Source organism: Acinetobacter guillouiae, assembly GCF_002370525.2.
GTDB classification, from domain to species: domain Bacteria; phylum Pseudomonadota; class Gammaproteobacteria; order Pseudomonadales; family Moraxellaceae; genus Acinetobacter; species Acinetobacter guillouiae.
In genome coordinates this window covers 2,338,995-2,355,249 of record NZ_AP014630.1, presented here as the reverse complement: position 1 = coordinate 2,355,249, position 16,255 = coordinate 2,338,995, and the positions used below count along the sequence as shown (strand labels likewise).

The 16,255-nt window shown below is 40.0% G+C and carries 14 protein-coding genes; 10 read left to right on the top strand and 4 right to left on the bottom strand.

Features of this window, described 5'->3' with window-relative positions; all coding sequences use genetic code 11:
- Positions 1-143 precede the first annotated feature (143 nt).
- From AS4_RS10870 to AS4_RS10845, 6 genes are all read left to right on the top strand, one after another.
- The gene (locus tag AS4_RS10870; RefSeq protein WP_096734145.1) at positions 144-1,661 is read left to right on the top strand and encodes a CoA-acylating methylmalonate-semialdehyde dehydrogenase; all 1,518 of its coding nucleotides are present in this window, start codon (positions 144-146) and stop codon (positions 1,659-1,661) included.
- A gap of 15 nt (positions 1,662-1,676) precedes the next feature.
- Complete coding sequence (gene mmsB, locus AS4_RS10865) at positions 1,677-2,567, top strand: 3-hydroxyisobutyrate dehydrogenase (protein WP_096734144.1); 891 nt, start codon at positions 1,677-1,679, stop codon at positions 2,565-2,567.
- A gap of 103 nt (positions 2,568-2,670) precedes the next feature.
- Positions 2,671-4,323, top strand: a complete 1,653-nt coding sequence (locus tag AS4_RS10860; protein ID WP_096734143.1) for an AMP-binding protein — start codon at positions 2,671-2,673, stop codon at positions 4,321-4,323.
- Between the two features lie 73 nt (positions 4,324-4,396).
- Complete coding sequence (locus AS4_RS10855) at positions 4,397-5,524, top strand: acyl-CoA dehydrogenase family protein (protein ID WP_096735515.1); 1,128 nt, start codon at positions 4,397-4,399, stop codon at positions 5,522-5,524.
- Between the two features lie 55 nt (positions 5,525-5,579).
- A complete protein-coding gene (locus AS4_RS10850; protein ID WP_096734142.1) occupies positions 5,580-6,353 on the top strand; it encodes an enoyl-CoA hydratase in 774 nt (257 codons plus the stop codon).
- Between the two features lie 15 nt (positions 6,354-6,368).
- On the top strand, positions 6,369-7,394 hold the full coding sequence (locus tag AS4_RS10845) for an enoyl-CoA hydratase/isomerase family protein (protein WP_096734141.1): 1,026 nt from the start codon (positions 6,369-6,371) through the stop codon (positions 7,392-7,394).
- A 107-nt stretch (positions 7,395-7,501) separates the two neighbouring features.
- Here AS4_RS10845 and AS4_RS10840 read toward each other — a convergent pair whose 3' ends face one another.
- From AS4_RS10840 to AS4_RS10830, 3 genes are read right to left on the bottom strand one after another with little or no spacing between them, the layout of a single operon-like run.
- Entirely contained in the window at positions 7,502-8,413 is a 912-nt protein-coding gene (locus AS4_RS10840) for an alpha/beta hydrolase (protein ID WP_096734140.1), read from the bottom strand.
- 1 nt (position 8,414) lies between these two features.
- Positions 8,415-9,296, bottom strand: coding sequence for an alpha/beta fold hydrolase (locus tag AS4_RS10835; RefSeq protein ID WP_096734139.1), 882 nt, complete (start codon positions 9,294-9,296; stop codon positions 8,415-8,417).
- Between the two features lie 20 nt (positions 9,297-9,316).
- Entirely contained in the window at positions 9,317-10,369 is a 1,053-nt protein-coding gene (locus AS4_RS10830; protein WP_096734138.1) for a sugar phosphate isomerase/epimerase family protein, read from the bottom strand.
- A 179-nt stretch (positions 10,370-10,548) separates the two neighbouring features.
- Here AS4_RS10830 and AS4_RS10825 point away from each other — a divergent pair, with 179 nt between their 5' ends.
- From AS4_RS10825 to AS4_RS10810, 4 genes are all read left to right on the top strand, one after another.
- Complete coding sequence (locus AS4_RS10825) at positions 10,549-11,157, top strand: TetR/AcrR family transcriptional regulator (RefSeq protein WP_096734137.1); 609 nt, start codon at positions 10,549-10,551, stop codon at positions 11,155-11,157.
- A 425-nt stretch (positions 11,158-11,582) separates the two neighbouring features.
- A complete protein-coding gene (locus tag AS4_RS10820; RefSeq protein WP_096734136.1) occupies positions 11,583-12,074 on the top strand; it encodes a MarR family winged helix-turn-helix transcriptional regulator in 492 nt (163 codons plus the stop codon).
- A 67-nt stretch (positions 12,075-12,141) separates the two neighbouring features.
- A complete protein-coding gene (locus tag AS4_RS10815; RefSeq protein WP_096734135.1) occupies positions 12,142-12,480 on the top strand; it encodes a DUF6616 family protein in 339 nt (112 codons plus the stop codon).
- A 159-nt stretch (positions 12,481-12,639) separates the two neighbouring features.
- Complete coding sequence (locus AS4_RS10810) at positions 12,640-14,847, top strand: TonB-dependent siderophore receptor (protein WP_096734134.1); 2,208 nt, start codon at positions 12,640-12,642, stop codon at positions 14,845-14,847.
- Positions 14,848-15,015: 168 nt separating this feature from the next.
- Here the strand turns inward: AS4_RS10810 and AS4_RS10805 are convergent, their stop codons facing one another.
- The gene (locus AS4_RS10805; RefSeq protein ID WP_096734133.1) at positions 15,016-16,203 is read right to left on the bottom strand and encodes an outer membrane protein transport protein; all 1,188 of its coding nucleotides are present in this window, start codon (positions 16,201-16,203) and stop codon (positions 15,016-15,018) included.
- Between the last annotated feature and the right edge of the window lie 52 nt (positions 16,204-16,255).

Below are 16,255 nucleotides of genomic sequence, written 5' to 3'. Positions count from 1 at the left end.
ATTTGCACATTCATTGTGCGTTAATTTCTATTGGTCATCTATATTTTCTTTGTTAGTTTGATTTGAAACAGCACTGATGAAAATATTGCTTTTGGCTATTTTCTAAAAATGTAACAACAAAAAATATTGCCTATGGAGAGGTTATGAACACAATGTCAAATATTCATTCGACGACGGCTAAATTATTAATTAATGGAAAATTTACCGAATCAAATACTACTGAGTGGCAAGACATTTTAAATCCAGCGACCCAAGAGGTACTTGGTCGTGTCCCAATGGCAACTTTAGACGAAGTTGATGCTGCAATTGCTGCTGCACAAGAAGCATTTAAAACTTGGCGTTTTACACCGATTCAAGCCCGTATGCGTATCATGCTGAAACTGCAAGATTTGATTCGTGACAATATGAAAGATATTGCCCGTGTTTTGACCGCAGAACAAGGTAAAACCTTGGCTGATGCAGAAGGTGATATCCAACGTGGCTTAGAAGTGGTTGAACATGCTTGCTCAATTGGCACCTTACAAATGGGTGAATATACTGAAGGTGTAGCTCGTGGTGTAGATACGTATACCTTGCAGCAACCATTGGGTGTATGTGCTGGAATTACCCCGTTTAATTTTCCTGCCATGATTCCACTATGGATGTTTCCAATGGCGATTGTTTGCGGCAATACCTTTGTACTTAAACCGTCTGAGCAAGATCCATTATCGACCATGATGCTGGTTGAATTGGCATTACAAGCAGGTGTACCTGCTGGTGTACTCAATGTGGTACATGGTGGCAAACAAGTGGTGGATCGTCTATGTACGCATCCGGACATTAAAGCCATTTCATTTGTAGGTTCGACAGCGGTAGGCACGCATGTCTATAACTTAGCAGGTCAGCATGGTAAACGTGTGCAATCGATGATGGGTGCAAAAAACCATGTCGTGGTCATGCCAGATGCCAACAAAGAACAAACCTTAAATGCTTTAGTTGGTGCTGCATTTGGTGCGGCTGGACAACGTTGTATGGCATTGTCTGTTGCTGTAATGGTCGGTGAAACTAAAAACTGGGTGGATGAATTGGTTGAAAAAGCCAAAACACTCAAAGTCAATGCTGGGCATGAACCGCAAACAGATATTGGTCCTGTGATCTCACCACGTGCCAAAGCTCGCGTTATAGATTTGATTAATAGCGGTATTGCACAAGGTGCGCAACTCTTACTCGATGGTCGAGGCGTACAAGTCCAAGGCTATGAAAATGGCAATTTTGTTGGTGCAACCATATTCAATCAAGTAACTACCGATATGCGTATCTATACTGAAGAAATTTTTGGCCCGGTTTTAGCCATTATTCATGTTGATACGCTTGAACAAGCCATTGAATTGGTCAATGCCAATCCATTCGGCAATGGTGTGGGTTTATTTACTCAAAGTGGTGCCACAGCACGTACTTTCCAAAGCACCATTGATATCGGTCAAGTTGGTATCAATATTCCAATTCCTGTGCCAGTTCCATTCTTTAGCTTTACCGGGTCAAGAGGTTCAAAATTAGGGGACTTAGGGCCTTATGGTAAACAAGCAGTACAGTTCTATACTCAAACCAAAACCATAACCAGTCGTTGGTTCGAAGACACACAAGAAAAAGGTGAAGTGAATACCACCATCAGCTTGCGTTAATACAGGAGTTCAAGGATGGATATTGCATTTATTGGTTTAGGCAATATGGGCGGTAAAATGGCCCATAATTTACTCAAAGCAGGCTTAACGGTTTATGGCTTTGATTTAAGTGATATTGCAATCGCACATTTCACCGAAGCAGGCGGAATTGCCTGTAATAGTCCGCAGGCAGCAGCAGAAAATGCTAATGTGGTAATTACCATGCTGCCAGCCGCAAAGCATGTTAAAGAGGTCTATTTGGGTGAAAATGGGGTACTTGCTGTGCTTAAACAAGGCAGCTTATGTATCGACAGCAGTACCATTGATCCACAAACCATTAAAGACATTGCTGCAATTGGTGCAGAGCAAGGAATTCAAATTTGTGATGCACCTGTTTCAGGTGGCACGATCGGGGCCCAAGCAGGTACGCTAACCTTTATGGTAGGAACTGATGATAAAGCCTTTGAACAAGTTAAATCTGTGCTTGCACCAATGGGTAAGAACATAGTGCACTGTGGTGAAGTGGGTGCAGGACAAATTGCTAAAATTTGCAATAATCTCATTTTAGGCATTTCAATGGCCGCAGTGGCTGAAGGCATGGCGCTAGGGGCAAAACTCGGTATCGATGCACAAGCGTTGGCAGGCGTAATCAATAGTTCAAGTGGTCGTTGCTGGAGCTCTGAAGTGTGTAACCCATGGCCGGGTATTTCTGCAAATGCACCTGCTGGACGTGGTTATAGTGATGGCTTTGCCTCTCAACTGATGCTTAAAGATTTGGGTTTGGCTGTTGAAGCCGCAGGCCAAGTCAAACAACCTTTGCTTTTAGGTGGTTTGGTACAGCAGCTTTATCAGCAACTGTGTATGCAAGGTAATGCTCAACTCGATTTTTCCAGCATCATTCAGCAATATTTGCCTAAAGAAACTTAATCATCAATCGAAGCATAGTCAATTTCACCACCAATGGGTGGTGAAAAACCAATAGATTCACTCGTGTCATGAATAACAATAAATCCAGGCCGGAGTATATAATATGTTGAATTATCAGGATGTTGCTAAAACATTTAATTTAGATGGTGCGGTTCAAGAGATGCTCTCAGGCTCGGTTGATCAACTGAATGCCTGTTATGAATGCTGTGACCGACATGCAGAAGCAGATCGCGAAAAAGTTGCCCTATATTGGCAAGGTAAAGATGGCCGTAAAGAACAATACACCTTTGCTCAACTGAAAAAATGGTCGAGTCAGTTTGCCAATTTTTTAAAGTCACAGGGTATTCAAGCCGGTGATCGTATTTCGGGTTTATTACCAAGAACTCCCGAATTATTGGTGGTGATTCTCGCTGCTTGGCGAATTGGTGCAGTTTATCAACCGCTATTTACTGCATTTGGCCCAAAGGCGATTGAACATCGAGTTCAGCTGGCAAAAAGCAAATTGGTTGTGACCGATATCGGCAATCGTAGCAAACTGGATGAAGTTGCACAGTGTCCACAAATTATGACCGTCTCTGATCAACAGGGTCATGCTGTACAACAAGACGATTTAGATTTTTGGAAAGAACTCAATCAACATGCTGAGCAATGTGATCTGGTCATGCAAAGCATTCAAGATCCATTTTTACTGATGTTTACCTCGGGCACCACGGGGCCTGCAAAACCTTTAGAAGTTCCACTCAAAGCCTTAATTGCTTTTGGCAACTATATGAAAGATGCGATCGGCTTACGCGCAGATGATGCATTTTGGAATATTGCTGACCCAGGTTGGGCGTATGGCTTATATTACGGTATCACAGGACCATTATTGTTAGGCCATGCCACTTTGTTTTATGAAGGTGGTTTTAGCATAGACAGTTTATGTCAAATTATTGATGATTATAAAATTACCAATTTGGCAGGTGCACCTACAGCATATCGGATGATGATGGCCGCGGATCCCACTCAAATGGCACAACTAAAAGGTAAATTCCGGGTTGTGAGTAGTGCTGGTGAACCTTTAAATCCTGAAGTTTTTCGTTGGTTTAAACAAGTGCTTGATGCGCCTATTTTTGATCATTATGGACAGACAGAGGTGGGCATGGTGGTGTGCAATCATCATGGTTTAAGCCACGACGTCCGTGCAGGCGCTGCTGGTTTTGCCAGCCCAGGTTATCGTGTTGCTGTGGTAGATGATCAAGGCAATGAGTTGCCTGCCGATACCGCTGGAATTTTAGCGGTAGATATCAGTCAATCACCGATGATGTGGTTTGCTGGCTATAAAGAAAGTCGTAAATCACCATTTATCAAAAATTATTATTTGACCGGTGATACTGCTGAATTACATGCAGATGGAAGTATGAGCTTTGTTGGACGTAGTGATGATGTGATTACCACCTCTGGATATCGTATTGGACCTTTTGATGTAGAAAGTGCATTACTTGAACATGAGGCAGTGATTGAAGCTGCTGTTGTTGGAGTACCTGATCCAGAGCGAACAGAAATCGTTAAAGCTTTTGTGATTTTGGCAGAAAATAAAACACCATCTGAGGAATTGGCTGAACAACTTGGGCAATTTGTCAAAAAACGTCTGTCTGCCCATGCTTATCCAAGACAAGTTGAATTTGTTACTGAACTACCCAAGACTCCAAGTGGCAAGATTCAACGCTTTTTACTACGGAATCAAGAAATTGCTAAACAACAATTAAGTGTATAAAGCCAGTAAGGATCATCCTACACAAGCTAAACTTGCCGAATGTAGGATGTTAAATGATGCTAAGGAATATGAAATGCAATTTACTGAAGAACAATTATTGATTCAGGACATGGCGAAAAGTTTCGCCCAAGAACAAATTAAACCAAATGCAGCGGAATGGGATAAACACAGCATTTTCCCCAAAGAGACCTTGTCACAAATGGGGCAATTGGGATTTATGGGGATGCTGATTTCAGAGCAATGGGGTGGTTCAGATACTGGAAACTTAGCCTATGTCCTTGCACTTGAAGAAATTGCGGCGGCCGATGGCGCAACCTCTACCATTATGAGTGTGCATAATTCAGTCGGTTGTGTTCCGATTGCTAAATTTGGTAATGAAGAACAAAAACAAAAATATTTAATGCCTTTGGCACAAGGTGAAATGATAGGTGCTTTCGCATTGACCGAACCGCATACTGGTTCTGATGCAGCAGCACTGAAAACCCGAGCTGTCAAAGATGGTGAGGATTGGATTATTAACGGTGCAAAACAATTTATTACTTCAGGAAATAATGCTGGTGTAATTATTGTATTTGCAGTGACCGATCCAAGTGCTGGTAAAAAAGGTATCAGTGCCTTTATTGTGCCACGGGAAACTGCGGGCTATGAAGTGATTCGGACTGAAGAAAAACTGGGATTGCATGCTTCAGATACCTGTCAAATTGCATTGACTGATGTGCGTGTACACAAAAGCTTAATGTTAGGTCAAGAAGGTGAAGGGCTTAAAATAGCACTGTCTAATCTGGAAGGCGGTCGTATAGGTATTGCTGCGCAAGCGGTGGGTTTGGCACGTGCTGCCTTAGAAGAAGCCAGCAAATATGCCAAAGAACGGATTACTTTTGGAAAACCGATTTTTGAACATCAGGCAATCGCTTTTCGTTTGGCCAGTATGGCAACAGAAATCGAAGCAGCTCGTCAATTGGTCCATCATGCCGCACGATTGAAAGAAGCAGGCAAGCCCTGTCTCAATGAAGCCTCAATGGCAAAATTATTTTCCTCTGAAATGGCAGAGCGTGTCTGTTCTGCTGCACTACAAATCTTTGGTGGTTATGGTTATTTAAAAGATTTTCCAATTGAACGAATTTATCGTGATGCACGTATTTGCCAAATCTATGAAGGCACCAGTGACATCCAGCGTTTGGTGATTGCGCGAAGTTTATAAATAGAGTTAATCGGTGTGTATCAGATGATAAGATAAAACAGATAAGGAAATGAATATGCAATTTGAAACGATTTTACTGGAAAAACACAAAGGCGTAGGCTTAATTACACTCAATCGCCCAAAGGCTTTAAACGCATTAAATTCAAAATTAATCCAAGAAGTAAATTTAGCTTTAGATGATTTAGAAAAAGATCAGGATATTGGTTGTATGGTGCTGACTGGTTCAGAAAAAGCCTTTGCAGCAGGTGCTGATATTAAAGAAATGGCGGGATTGAACTTTCCCAATATTTATTTTGATGATTTTTTTAATCTTGCCGATCGAATTGCGCAACGCCGTAAACCCTTAATCGCAGCTGTCAGTGGTTATGCCTTGGGTGGTGGTTGTGAGTTGGCACTGATGTGTGATTTTATTTACTGTGCAGATAATACCAAATTTGGCTTACCTGAAGTCACTTTAGGCGTGATTCCAGGCATTGGGGGTACGCAGCGTTTAACCCTTGCCATAGGTAAAGCCAAAGCGATGGAAATGTGTTTAACCGCTCGACAAATGGGGGCAATTGAGGCAGAACTGAGTGGTTTAGTTGCCCGTGTGTTTAGCCCCGAAGAGCTTTTAACCCAGACTTTAAGTGCTGCTGAAAAAATTGCTGAAAAATCATTGGTGGCGACAATGATGATTAAAGAATCAATTAATCGTGCCTTTGAAGTGAGTTTGGTGGAAGGTTTGCGATTTGAACGACGAACCTTTCATTCAATTTTTGCTACTTTGGATCAAAAAGAAGGCATGCAAGCCTTTGTTGATAAACGCCAAGCCAACTTTAAAAATCAATAATAGGATGAAGATGGGATGAATACTGAAAATCATTTAATCATCGAACAGAACGCAGCTCTGGGTGTGATTACCTTAGATCGGGTGTCCAGCCTGAATGCACTAACTTTGGATATGATCAATGGTATCCGTACACAAATTGAAACTTGGCAAAATGATGCTGGCATTCAAGCGATACTGATCAAATCCAATAGCCCAAAAGCATTTTGTGCAGGCGGTGATATTCGTTATCTTTATGATTGTTATCAAAATGGTACAGACGGCCATAAAGGCTATTTTATCGCTGAATATGACATGTTGAATAGCATTCGCGCGTCTAAAAAACCAGTTGTGGTATTGTTAGATGGTTATGTCTTAGGTGGCGGTTTTGGTCTGGCACAAGCCTGTCATATTATTGTCAGCAGTGAAAAATCACGTTTTGCCATGCCTGAAACAGCGATTGGTTTCTTTCCTGATGTTGCCGCAACGCATTTCTTGTCGCGTTTAGATGATATTGGGGTCTATCTGGCAACCACTGGCGACCAAATCAGTAGCAGTGATGCCTTATATTTAGATTTGATTGATTATCATGTTCCTAGCCAACAGTTTAATGCCTTACTTGATGCATTAAGCCAATCAAGCAATTTAAGCAAAGACAATATTGAACAGATAATTTCTAAATTTATTACCCGTCCTGTAGAAAGTGAACTCAGTGCATCGGTTGAGAACATTCGTAAGCATTTTGGCTTTCAAAATTTGCAAGATATTGAAAAAAGTCTTGAAAATGAAAAAGACCAACAGCATCAAGCATGGGCAAGCAAAGTCTTAAGCACTTTGCAACAACGTTCTTGGGTGGCGAAAAAGACCAGTTTACGACTGCAATACTTGGGACGGGGATTGTCATTACAACAATGTATGCAGCTGGAACGAAATTTACAGGATATCTGGTTTGAACATGGTGATATTCTTGAAGGTGTTCGCGCTTTAATTGTCGACAAAGATAAACAGCCAAAATGGCAGCAACAGAATGCTACACTAGATAAAATATTGGCTGAATTAGGTTAGTCTTTTTAATGCGTATATCAGTTCTGTTTTTATAAACATTCAGATACTTTTGAAATAGCAAAAAAGGAAATCATGCGATTTCCTTTTTTCACGATGATCAAAATCACCTATAAATCAATCTTATCGTATATAGCGTTGGCTTTCTCTGTGATTGCAGTCATATGAATTGCACCATGAATCATTCCTGCTAGAAAATGAAATTTCACCGAGACACCAGCATCTCTCAATCTTTCAGCATATTGTTCACCATCATGACGCAGTGGATCATATTCACAGACAAAAATTGTTGTCTCAGGTAAGCCTTGTAATGAATGTGCCAGTAGAGGACTCACCAGTTCATTGGTTTTGTCGGAATCACTATTTAAATATTGATCCCAACAATACGCCATTGTTGCAGTGGTTAAGCCATAACCATCCGCATAAGTTTCATAGGATTTACCCTGCATCGTGGCATCTAAGGCTGGATAAAACAGCAGTTGTTGACTAATCTGGATTTCTGGATGCGCTTTAGCGAGTAAGCATGCAGCCGCTGCAAGGTTAGCTCCCGCACTATCACCACCCACAGCAATACGATTTTGATCAAGCCCTAAACTTAAAGCATGTTCTTGAATATAACGAAGTGCTGTAAAAAAATCTGTCAGCGGTACTGGAAATTTAAATTCAGGCGCTAGGCGATAATCCACTGAAAAGATAACATGCTGTGTTGACTCTGCCAGTAAACGACATGAACGATCCCATGCATCTAAACTCCCCAAACACCATCCACCGCCGTGGGCAAATACTAAAGCTGGGTTGCTTTGTAGCTGCACCAAAGCATAGGGCGTATATACCCGAACTTGGATTTGAGCTTGATCAGAAGTTGTGACCCAAAAACTGGATTGATAGCTGGGATCTTGCTCAATACCTTGCTGTTGTATGATGTCCTGATTTACCTGCGCTCTTAATTCACAAAGTGTGTTTGCAGTTGTTGCAGCAGGTCTAGTGTTAAGCCAGTCTGCAATTTGATGATCTAAAGGCATCTTATTGCTCCTGTTGTAGAAATTCTAAAATCAGGGAACAAAACGCTTCGGGTTGTTCCTCCATAATAAAATGACCACAATCTTTGACAATTGCACTGGTTAAATGTGGTGCAACTTTTTTCATAGTTTCATAAGGTGCATCATTGGTTGCTTGTTCTGCGCCAATCGCCAATACAGGCATTTCTAGATTTTTAGTTGCGCGGATTTTATTTTGACGAATGGTTTCGGGGATTGAACGATAGTAATTAAAACCTGCCGTTAAACGTCCCGATACTTTATAAGCCTCAATATAAGTTGCAGCGGCGACTTTATCTCTGTGCCACGACCATTTATCAAAAATATAATTAAGATAAGTTTCTTCACGTCCACTGACCAAAGCTTCAGGTAAGTCCATCACTTGATTAAACATGAAATGCCATAGAAAAATATTTTCATCAGCTGAAACAAAAATAGGCGGTGGCGTTGCCAATCCGGGAATAACGGCTTCAGTCACAGCCAGAGAAGTAACAGATTGGGGAAAATCAGCTGCAAGTGCATAAGCAACCCACATCCCGATATCATGACCAATCACTGAATAAGTATCATGTCCAAGTTTTGACATTAAGCTGGATAAAATTGTCGCAATTCGCCCCGTATCATAACTTCCATTCAGCGGCACAGAATATCCCGTTCCCGGTGGATCCACAGCAATTACCTGATAACCGTTGGCTGCCAAGACGCTCATTACATTTCGCCATGCGTACCATGTTTGTGGCCAACCGGGGATAAGTAATACAACAGGACCACGGCCTGTAGAGACATAATGAAGTTTTTTACTGTCTATATGGATGTAATGATGCTGAAATTGATCAACTAAATTTTCATGTGTTGTAATGGTTGTCATAGTAAATTCCAATCGTTGCCTTAGATACCCAAAAGTTGATTTATTTGCAATTGATTGACAGGCGCTGCGGCAAAATCATCAAAGGTTTTATTGGTAACATGGATAATATGTTGTTGAATAAACTCAGCACCTTCACTTGCGCCATCCTCTTTATTTTTTAAACAACATTCCCATTCCAAAGTTGCCCAGCCCTGATAGTCGTTATGTGCCAATTTTGAGAAAATTGCTTTAAAATCAACCTGACCATCTCCAGTAGAACGGAATCGACCTGCACGATCTCCCCAATTTTGATAGCCCCCATACATCCCTTGGCGACCTGTCGGGTTAAACTCCGCATCTTTAACATGGAACATCCGAATAAAATCTTTATAGATATCGATGTATTCCAAATAGTTCAGTTGTTGCAGGATAAAATGACTCGGGTCAAAAAGAATCTGACAACGTGGGTGGTGTTGTGTCCGTTCTAAGAACATTTCAAAGGAAATGCCATCATGTAAGTCTTCGCCAGGATGAATCTCGTAGCACAGATTGACATTATGTTCATCACAAGCATTGAGGATCGGCATCCAACGACGTGCAAGTTCATCAAAAGCGGTTTCAATAAGTCCAGCGGGGCGTTGAGGAAAAGGAAAGATATAAGGCCATGCCAGTGAACCTGAAAAAGTTCCCATATCTTGTAAACCTAAACGGGCAGATGCTTGAACAGAAGCCAACATTTGGTGTTCAGCCCATTGAGTTCTAGCTAGTGAATTTCCATGTAAATGTGAAGGTGCAAAAGCATCACATAAAGCATCATAAGCAGGATGTACAGCCATAAGTTGACCAAAAATATGCGTTGTCAACTCACTAATTTCTAAACCATTATTTTGTAAAATTCCTTGTATTTCATCGCAATAATCTTGGCTTGTGGCTGCTAAATTAACATCAAATAAACGCTTGTCCCATGCTGGCAGTTGTACAGCCTTAAAGCCTTTATCAGAAACCCATGCAGCAATGCTCTCTAAATTATTAAATGGGAAAATATCATCACTGAATTGTGCGAGATGAATACTTGGACCTTTGATGGTTTGCATAGCTAAACTCAATTAGTTGTCGATCGACAAACAATAGGCTTTCTTTTGAATAAAAACAACAAGTTTTTAAAAAAGAATCTAAAAAAGGGCAGCCTCTCCAACAAATCCTATTGATTTATTTGCGAAATTTATTTTTTCGAATGATAATAAAAAACACTAAATCGGATTGAAGCGTCGTTATGGCTGGTAGACCAAGAGAATTTGATAGGGAAAAAGCACTGATTCAAGCGCGTGATTTTTTCTGGCAACATGGCTATGAAGGGACTTCGATGTCAGATTTAGTCGAGGTCTTAGGTATTGCTTCAGCGCGTATTTATAAAGCCTTTGGCTCTAAAGAAGCGTTGTTTCGAGAAGCTGTTATACACTACGAAGAAAATGAAGGCGGCTTTGCGATCCACGCTTTACGACAAGCAGATATCAAGGATGCGATCAGTCAATTATTTCAAGATGCAATCAAACTCTATACCCAGAATAACCATTCATATGGCTGTATGGTTGTGTCATCTGCAAGCGTATTAAGTCAGGAAAATCAAAGCCTTTTAGACTGGATGAAGCAACAACGTATTGAACGTGGTCAAAGTCTAGTTAAGCGCTTTAAACAGGCGAAAGCGGATGGGCAATTATTAGAACATGCAGACCCTGAAATATTAGGGCAGTATTACGGACTAGTACTACATGGATTATCCGTTCAAGCCAGAGATGGTTATTCAGAGCAAATGCTTTTGCAAATCATCGATTTTTCCCTTAAAAATTTAGATCAATATCTGGTTTCATCTTCAAAAGCTTAGGCCTAGATCAGCAGTAACAATGTATAAGTGATGAATATTGACTTGGAAGATACATCGTATGATTGCGACTTATTTTGTTGAGTTTTAAGCCTTGCTTTACGGCGAATAAATGGGCGTCTCATCACTTTGAAATGGCAATATTGAATGGGTTTTAATTGATGAACAAATTAGACTTTAACAATATATTTCAATAAATTATAAAACATCATAAGCTAGGTTTTATTCTATTCAAAATAACACTAATAAATAATTTATCGATTTAACACGAGATAAAGTAAACATAAAAATTAATCTGAAAAAATCTGTTTTAGTCCATTTAAAATCGATCAATTTAAACAGTGTTTTTTTTTGGTAAAGAATCAATCTTGACACAGCTAAAATATTCAATATATAGTTAGCCACCATACTATATGGTTAAATACTAAATGAATATAGAACAGAAATACACCGCGCTTTTGCATGAAGCGCAACGCCGTAAAATGGTAGATACTGAAAATTTGCGCCTCTGTTTTCAAACGCTTTCACTCGCTTCAAGTATCGATCGAGACTGTGCCGCACAGCTTGCGCCTTATGGCTTATCTGAAGGGAGATTTGTACTTTTATTTCTCCTTGATGCAGCTAATGATGCTGTAGCGCCTAAAACTTTAGCTGAACAAGCGGGAATTACCCGTGCCACAGTCACTGGACTACTGGATGGTTTAGAACGTGAAAAATTGGTAGAACGTCACGCAGATCCAGAAGATCGTCGCGCGTTATGTATTCGACTGACGGCAAAGGGCAAACAAGTCGCAAAAACTGTGTTTGATCAGCATAGTCGCTGGATTGCCAGCCTATTTGCTGGTTTAACCCAAGCTGAGCGTGAGCAATTAACAGGTTTACTTGAGAAAGTAGCGAAAAATCTTGTTGATAAGCGCTGATAAAATATCTACATAAAATCTTTTTAAATTATCCATATAAAACGTTGAATTAAATCAAGGAAAAATCATGAATCACTATCTAATTGAACTCTATACACCCAATGCAGTTTGGCAAGCTTTATCTGTACAAGAACGTCAACAATATTTGGGTGATGTTGGCGCGGCTATGGGAGGCTTGTCTAATCTGGGTGTTGAGCTTTTAACACTCACTGAGATTGATACTGCCGTTGATCAAAGTAGTCATCATCGCTTTATGGGGATTTGGCGCTTTCCAAATCAACAGGCACGGGATGCATTATTAACAGGTATTCAAGCAAGTGGTTGGTATGACTACTTCGATCATGTAAATGCTGCAGGGGCGGAAGGTGATTTCCAGCAACATCTTGATGCTTTGGCGAAGTTTTAATTTCTCTTCAAAAATGCTTATTTATTTTCAAGGTCATATCAAAGTGTTCTTTAAAGCTTAAATATCTTATAGAAATGCTTGTTCAATGAGAAAAAATTGTGAATACTCATGCACATAAATTGAGGCTGTAAGATTATCTTTTGGGGTTAGGCAATTACTGTGAAAACGTATCCATTTTCTCGTTTACAAAAAGCACTACTGGCGGTTGGTTCATTTTCATGTCTAGGGCTAAGTTCAGCATTGGCACATGCTGATACTGAAAAAGATACACAGCAACTTAAAACGATTAAAGTAAGCGTTCAAACAGAAGAAACAACACCAACTGCTTATTATCAACCCAAGGTAAATTTATCAGGATTTACTCAGCAAAATCTTGCTGAGATCCCTGCATCTATCAGTACAGTCACCGCGGAACGTATCGCTGACCAACATGCAAAAACCCTGACGGATGTTGTTAAAAATGATGCAGCAATCGGTGATGGTTATGCGCCCATTGGTTATTATCCAAACTTTATTATGCGTGGCTTTAACCTAAACTTAGGGTCAAGTTATTTACTCAATGGTCATTTGTTGCGTGGCGAGCAAAATGTAGCGCTTGAGAACAAAGCACAAGTTGAAATTCTAAAGGGTATGAGTGCGATTCAAAGTGGGATGTCAACACCGGGTGGTGTCATCAATTATGTCACTAAACGTCCAGAAGACATTCGTGCTATTACCGTTGAAGTAGATAGTCATGGCGGCAATCGTGTTGCAACTGACTTGGGTGGCTGGTTGGGAGAAGAGCAGCAGTTTGGTTATCGACTGAATCTGGCCAAAGAAGAAATTCATCCTTATGTTGAGCATGCAGATGGGCAGCGTTTGTTTGGCGCTTTGGCGTTAGACTGGAAGATTTCAGATCGCTCAAAATTAGAATTTGACATTGAATCACAGCGTCAACGTCAGCGCTCAGTCGCAGGTTATCAGTTACTGGATGGTACGACTGTACCGACTGGGGGCAAATGGGATCGTTTACTTGGTTATCAAAGCTGGAGTAAACCAGTGACCAATGAAAGTCTAAATGCCAGCTTAAAATATATTTACCAAGTGAATGACAACTGGACCACAAATTTGTCTGCTGCACAAAGCCGTGTCGTGATTGATGATTATTCAGCATTTCCGTGGGGTTGTTATAGCAGTACTTGCCAAACGACAGGTTTAGGTAATACCTTTGACCAAAATGGTAACTATGATATTTATGATTTCCGTAATCCAGACGACAGCTTCTTAACCAATCAATTTAAAGCAGGATTAAACGGCAAGTTGAGCACAGGGGCTTGGCAGCATAAGCTCAGTTTAGAACTCTCGCATACAGGCAAACGGCATACACAATATAACGCGATCAATGAATGGGTCGGTACAGGAAATATTTATAATGATCCTATAACGTATGCGCCTACTGATAAAACTTTAGGTACACATTATAAATCATTAGACAGTCAACAAACTGCACTGAACTTACTGGACCAGATTGACTTCAACACTGAATGGTCAGTTTTGTTGGGCGGTAAACTGATGCATTTAAATGAAAATGCCTATGATGTGGATGCAAACAACATCCGAGAGACCAATTTTAATCGTTTCTTGCCGCAGTTTGCGTTGATGTATCAACCTTGGGAACATACCCACCTCTATGCTTCTTATGCCAAAGGCTTAAGTGATGGCGGACAAGCCCCTTGGTTTGCTACTGGTATTCCAGATCAAGGTATTGAAGGTAATGCTTTTAAAACGTTAGCACCGATAAATTCAACTCAGTATGAATTGGGTATTAAGCAGCAGTGGCAAACATTACTGTTTACAGCGGCATTGTTCGATTTAACCCAAGACAATCAATACACCAACGCAGACAAATACTTTGTCACGGATGGTAAGCAACATAACCTTGGTTTGGAATTGGGTTTACAGGGACGCTTTGGGCAAAATCTAGATATGACTTCTTCTTTAGCTTTAACTCGTTCACGTTTAAAAGAAATACAAGTGGCTGATTATCAAGCTCATCAAACTCAAAATGTACCTAGTGTCCGTTTTGCCAGTCATCTGTCGTATCGAGTACCACAAGTAGATGGCTTACGTTTATTGGCTGGCATGCAGTACAGCAGCAGTAAGTATGCCAATAAAACGGGTACAGTAAAAGTATCAGGCTATAGCGTGTTTGATGTAGGTACAGCTTATAACTTCCGTGCTTACGGTTATGACAATACGCTTCGATTTAATGTTGATAACGTGTTTAATAAAAAATACTGGCGCGATGCGGGGAGTTTCTTAGGCGATGACTATTTATTTCTTGGCGCACCACGTACTGCACAACTCTCGTGGACTGTGGGTTTTTAAAAAACTTGAGCTTATTGGCCATTCAAAATGATAAGCTATTGAAGTCTATATTAAGATGCTTTTTTAAAACGCTTAAATAATTAAATACTGTCCAATCAAAAGTTTAATGATGCTTTAAACAAGAGCCATGCAATATGACTCTTGTTCTTAGAATCGTTGTTTATATCACTATCTTTTTTGATAAGTTAATTTAAATCCTAAAGAGTAACTATGATTGTCAGCAAAGATACCGACAATATCACCATTTTGACGTGCAGCTTGAGCATCTCCAAACCATAAATATCTCCCACTAATAGATATTGCCCAATTGGGTAAAAATTTATATTGAGCTCCTAAGCCTGTTCCCCAATAACCATCAATTGGACCAAGTGCATTAGCAGGGTTTCCTAACCCTGAATCCCAAAGGATTGATGCTGAAAGAGAAATTTTGTCTGTAATTTTTTGACCTAAGCCAATTTGAGCAGACCATTGATCTTTTTTATAATTGATTAAAGGATAGCCTGATCGATCTAGTGTTGCAGGTGCTGTACGTTCTGCTAACTTAGGTGGTTTAAATTCAAAATTACTCCAAGGAACCCAACGAAGATTCGTTGTTAATTGTGTTGTTTTGCTTAAACCTGTTTGAAAATCAAAATTCACAGACTTGGGGGAAATAAATTTCACATTCGATAAATAAACATTCTGACTGATTGCTGTAAATTGCTCTGCTCCTTTTGCATCATGTTCTATCTCTGAGCGATATGTTAAAGAACTTTTTAAACCAACTTCAGGCTTTTTAATATTAAATCCTGCAACCCAACCCGTTGAATAATCTGAAAGTAGTTCAGCATCATAATTTGCAATGTTTTTGTAAATTTGTCCTCTTAATTTTACTTGACCTGCAATTTCTTGTATCGCAGGACCCGCGAAAATACCAAAATTCTTATTGATATTTAGACCAACTAATCCAGTTAAATTATTGCTATCCAGATTAGCTTGAGTTCCTTGTACACCATGTTCAGTTTGAGAAACAAAGTCATTTTGACCATGATGTTTTAGACTAATACTAAAGGGTTGATCGTAGATTAGTCCAAGGCTAATTTTTTCATTTAGATCAAATTTCAAACCAGAACGAAATGATGAACTTTTTCTGCTTAGATTCGGTATTTCATTAAATTTCCCCTGTGAACTTAGGCCCGTATCATCTCCATCGATATGTGGTATAGAGTAATTATATGAAATTGAAGCATAGATCCCTTCTTGGAAAAAATCTGTGATTGATTGGCCAGAGCGATCAAGACCGGCCGCAACGCAATCATTGAAGAATGTTAGTGTTACTAATATCAAAAAAGTAGGTTGTTTAATATGTGAATGCATTTAGAGCCTCCAAATTCCTTTTGGGGCATACCTGTTTCAATTAGCCATAAGT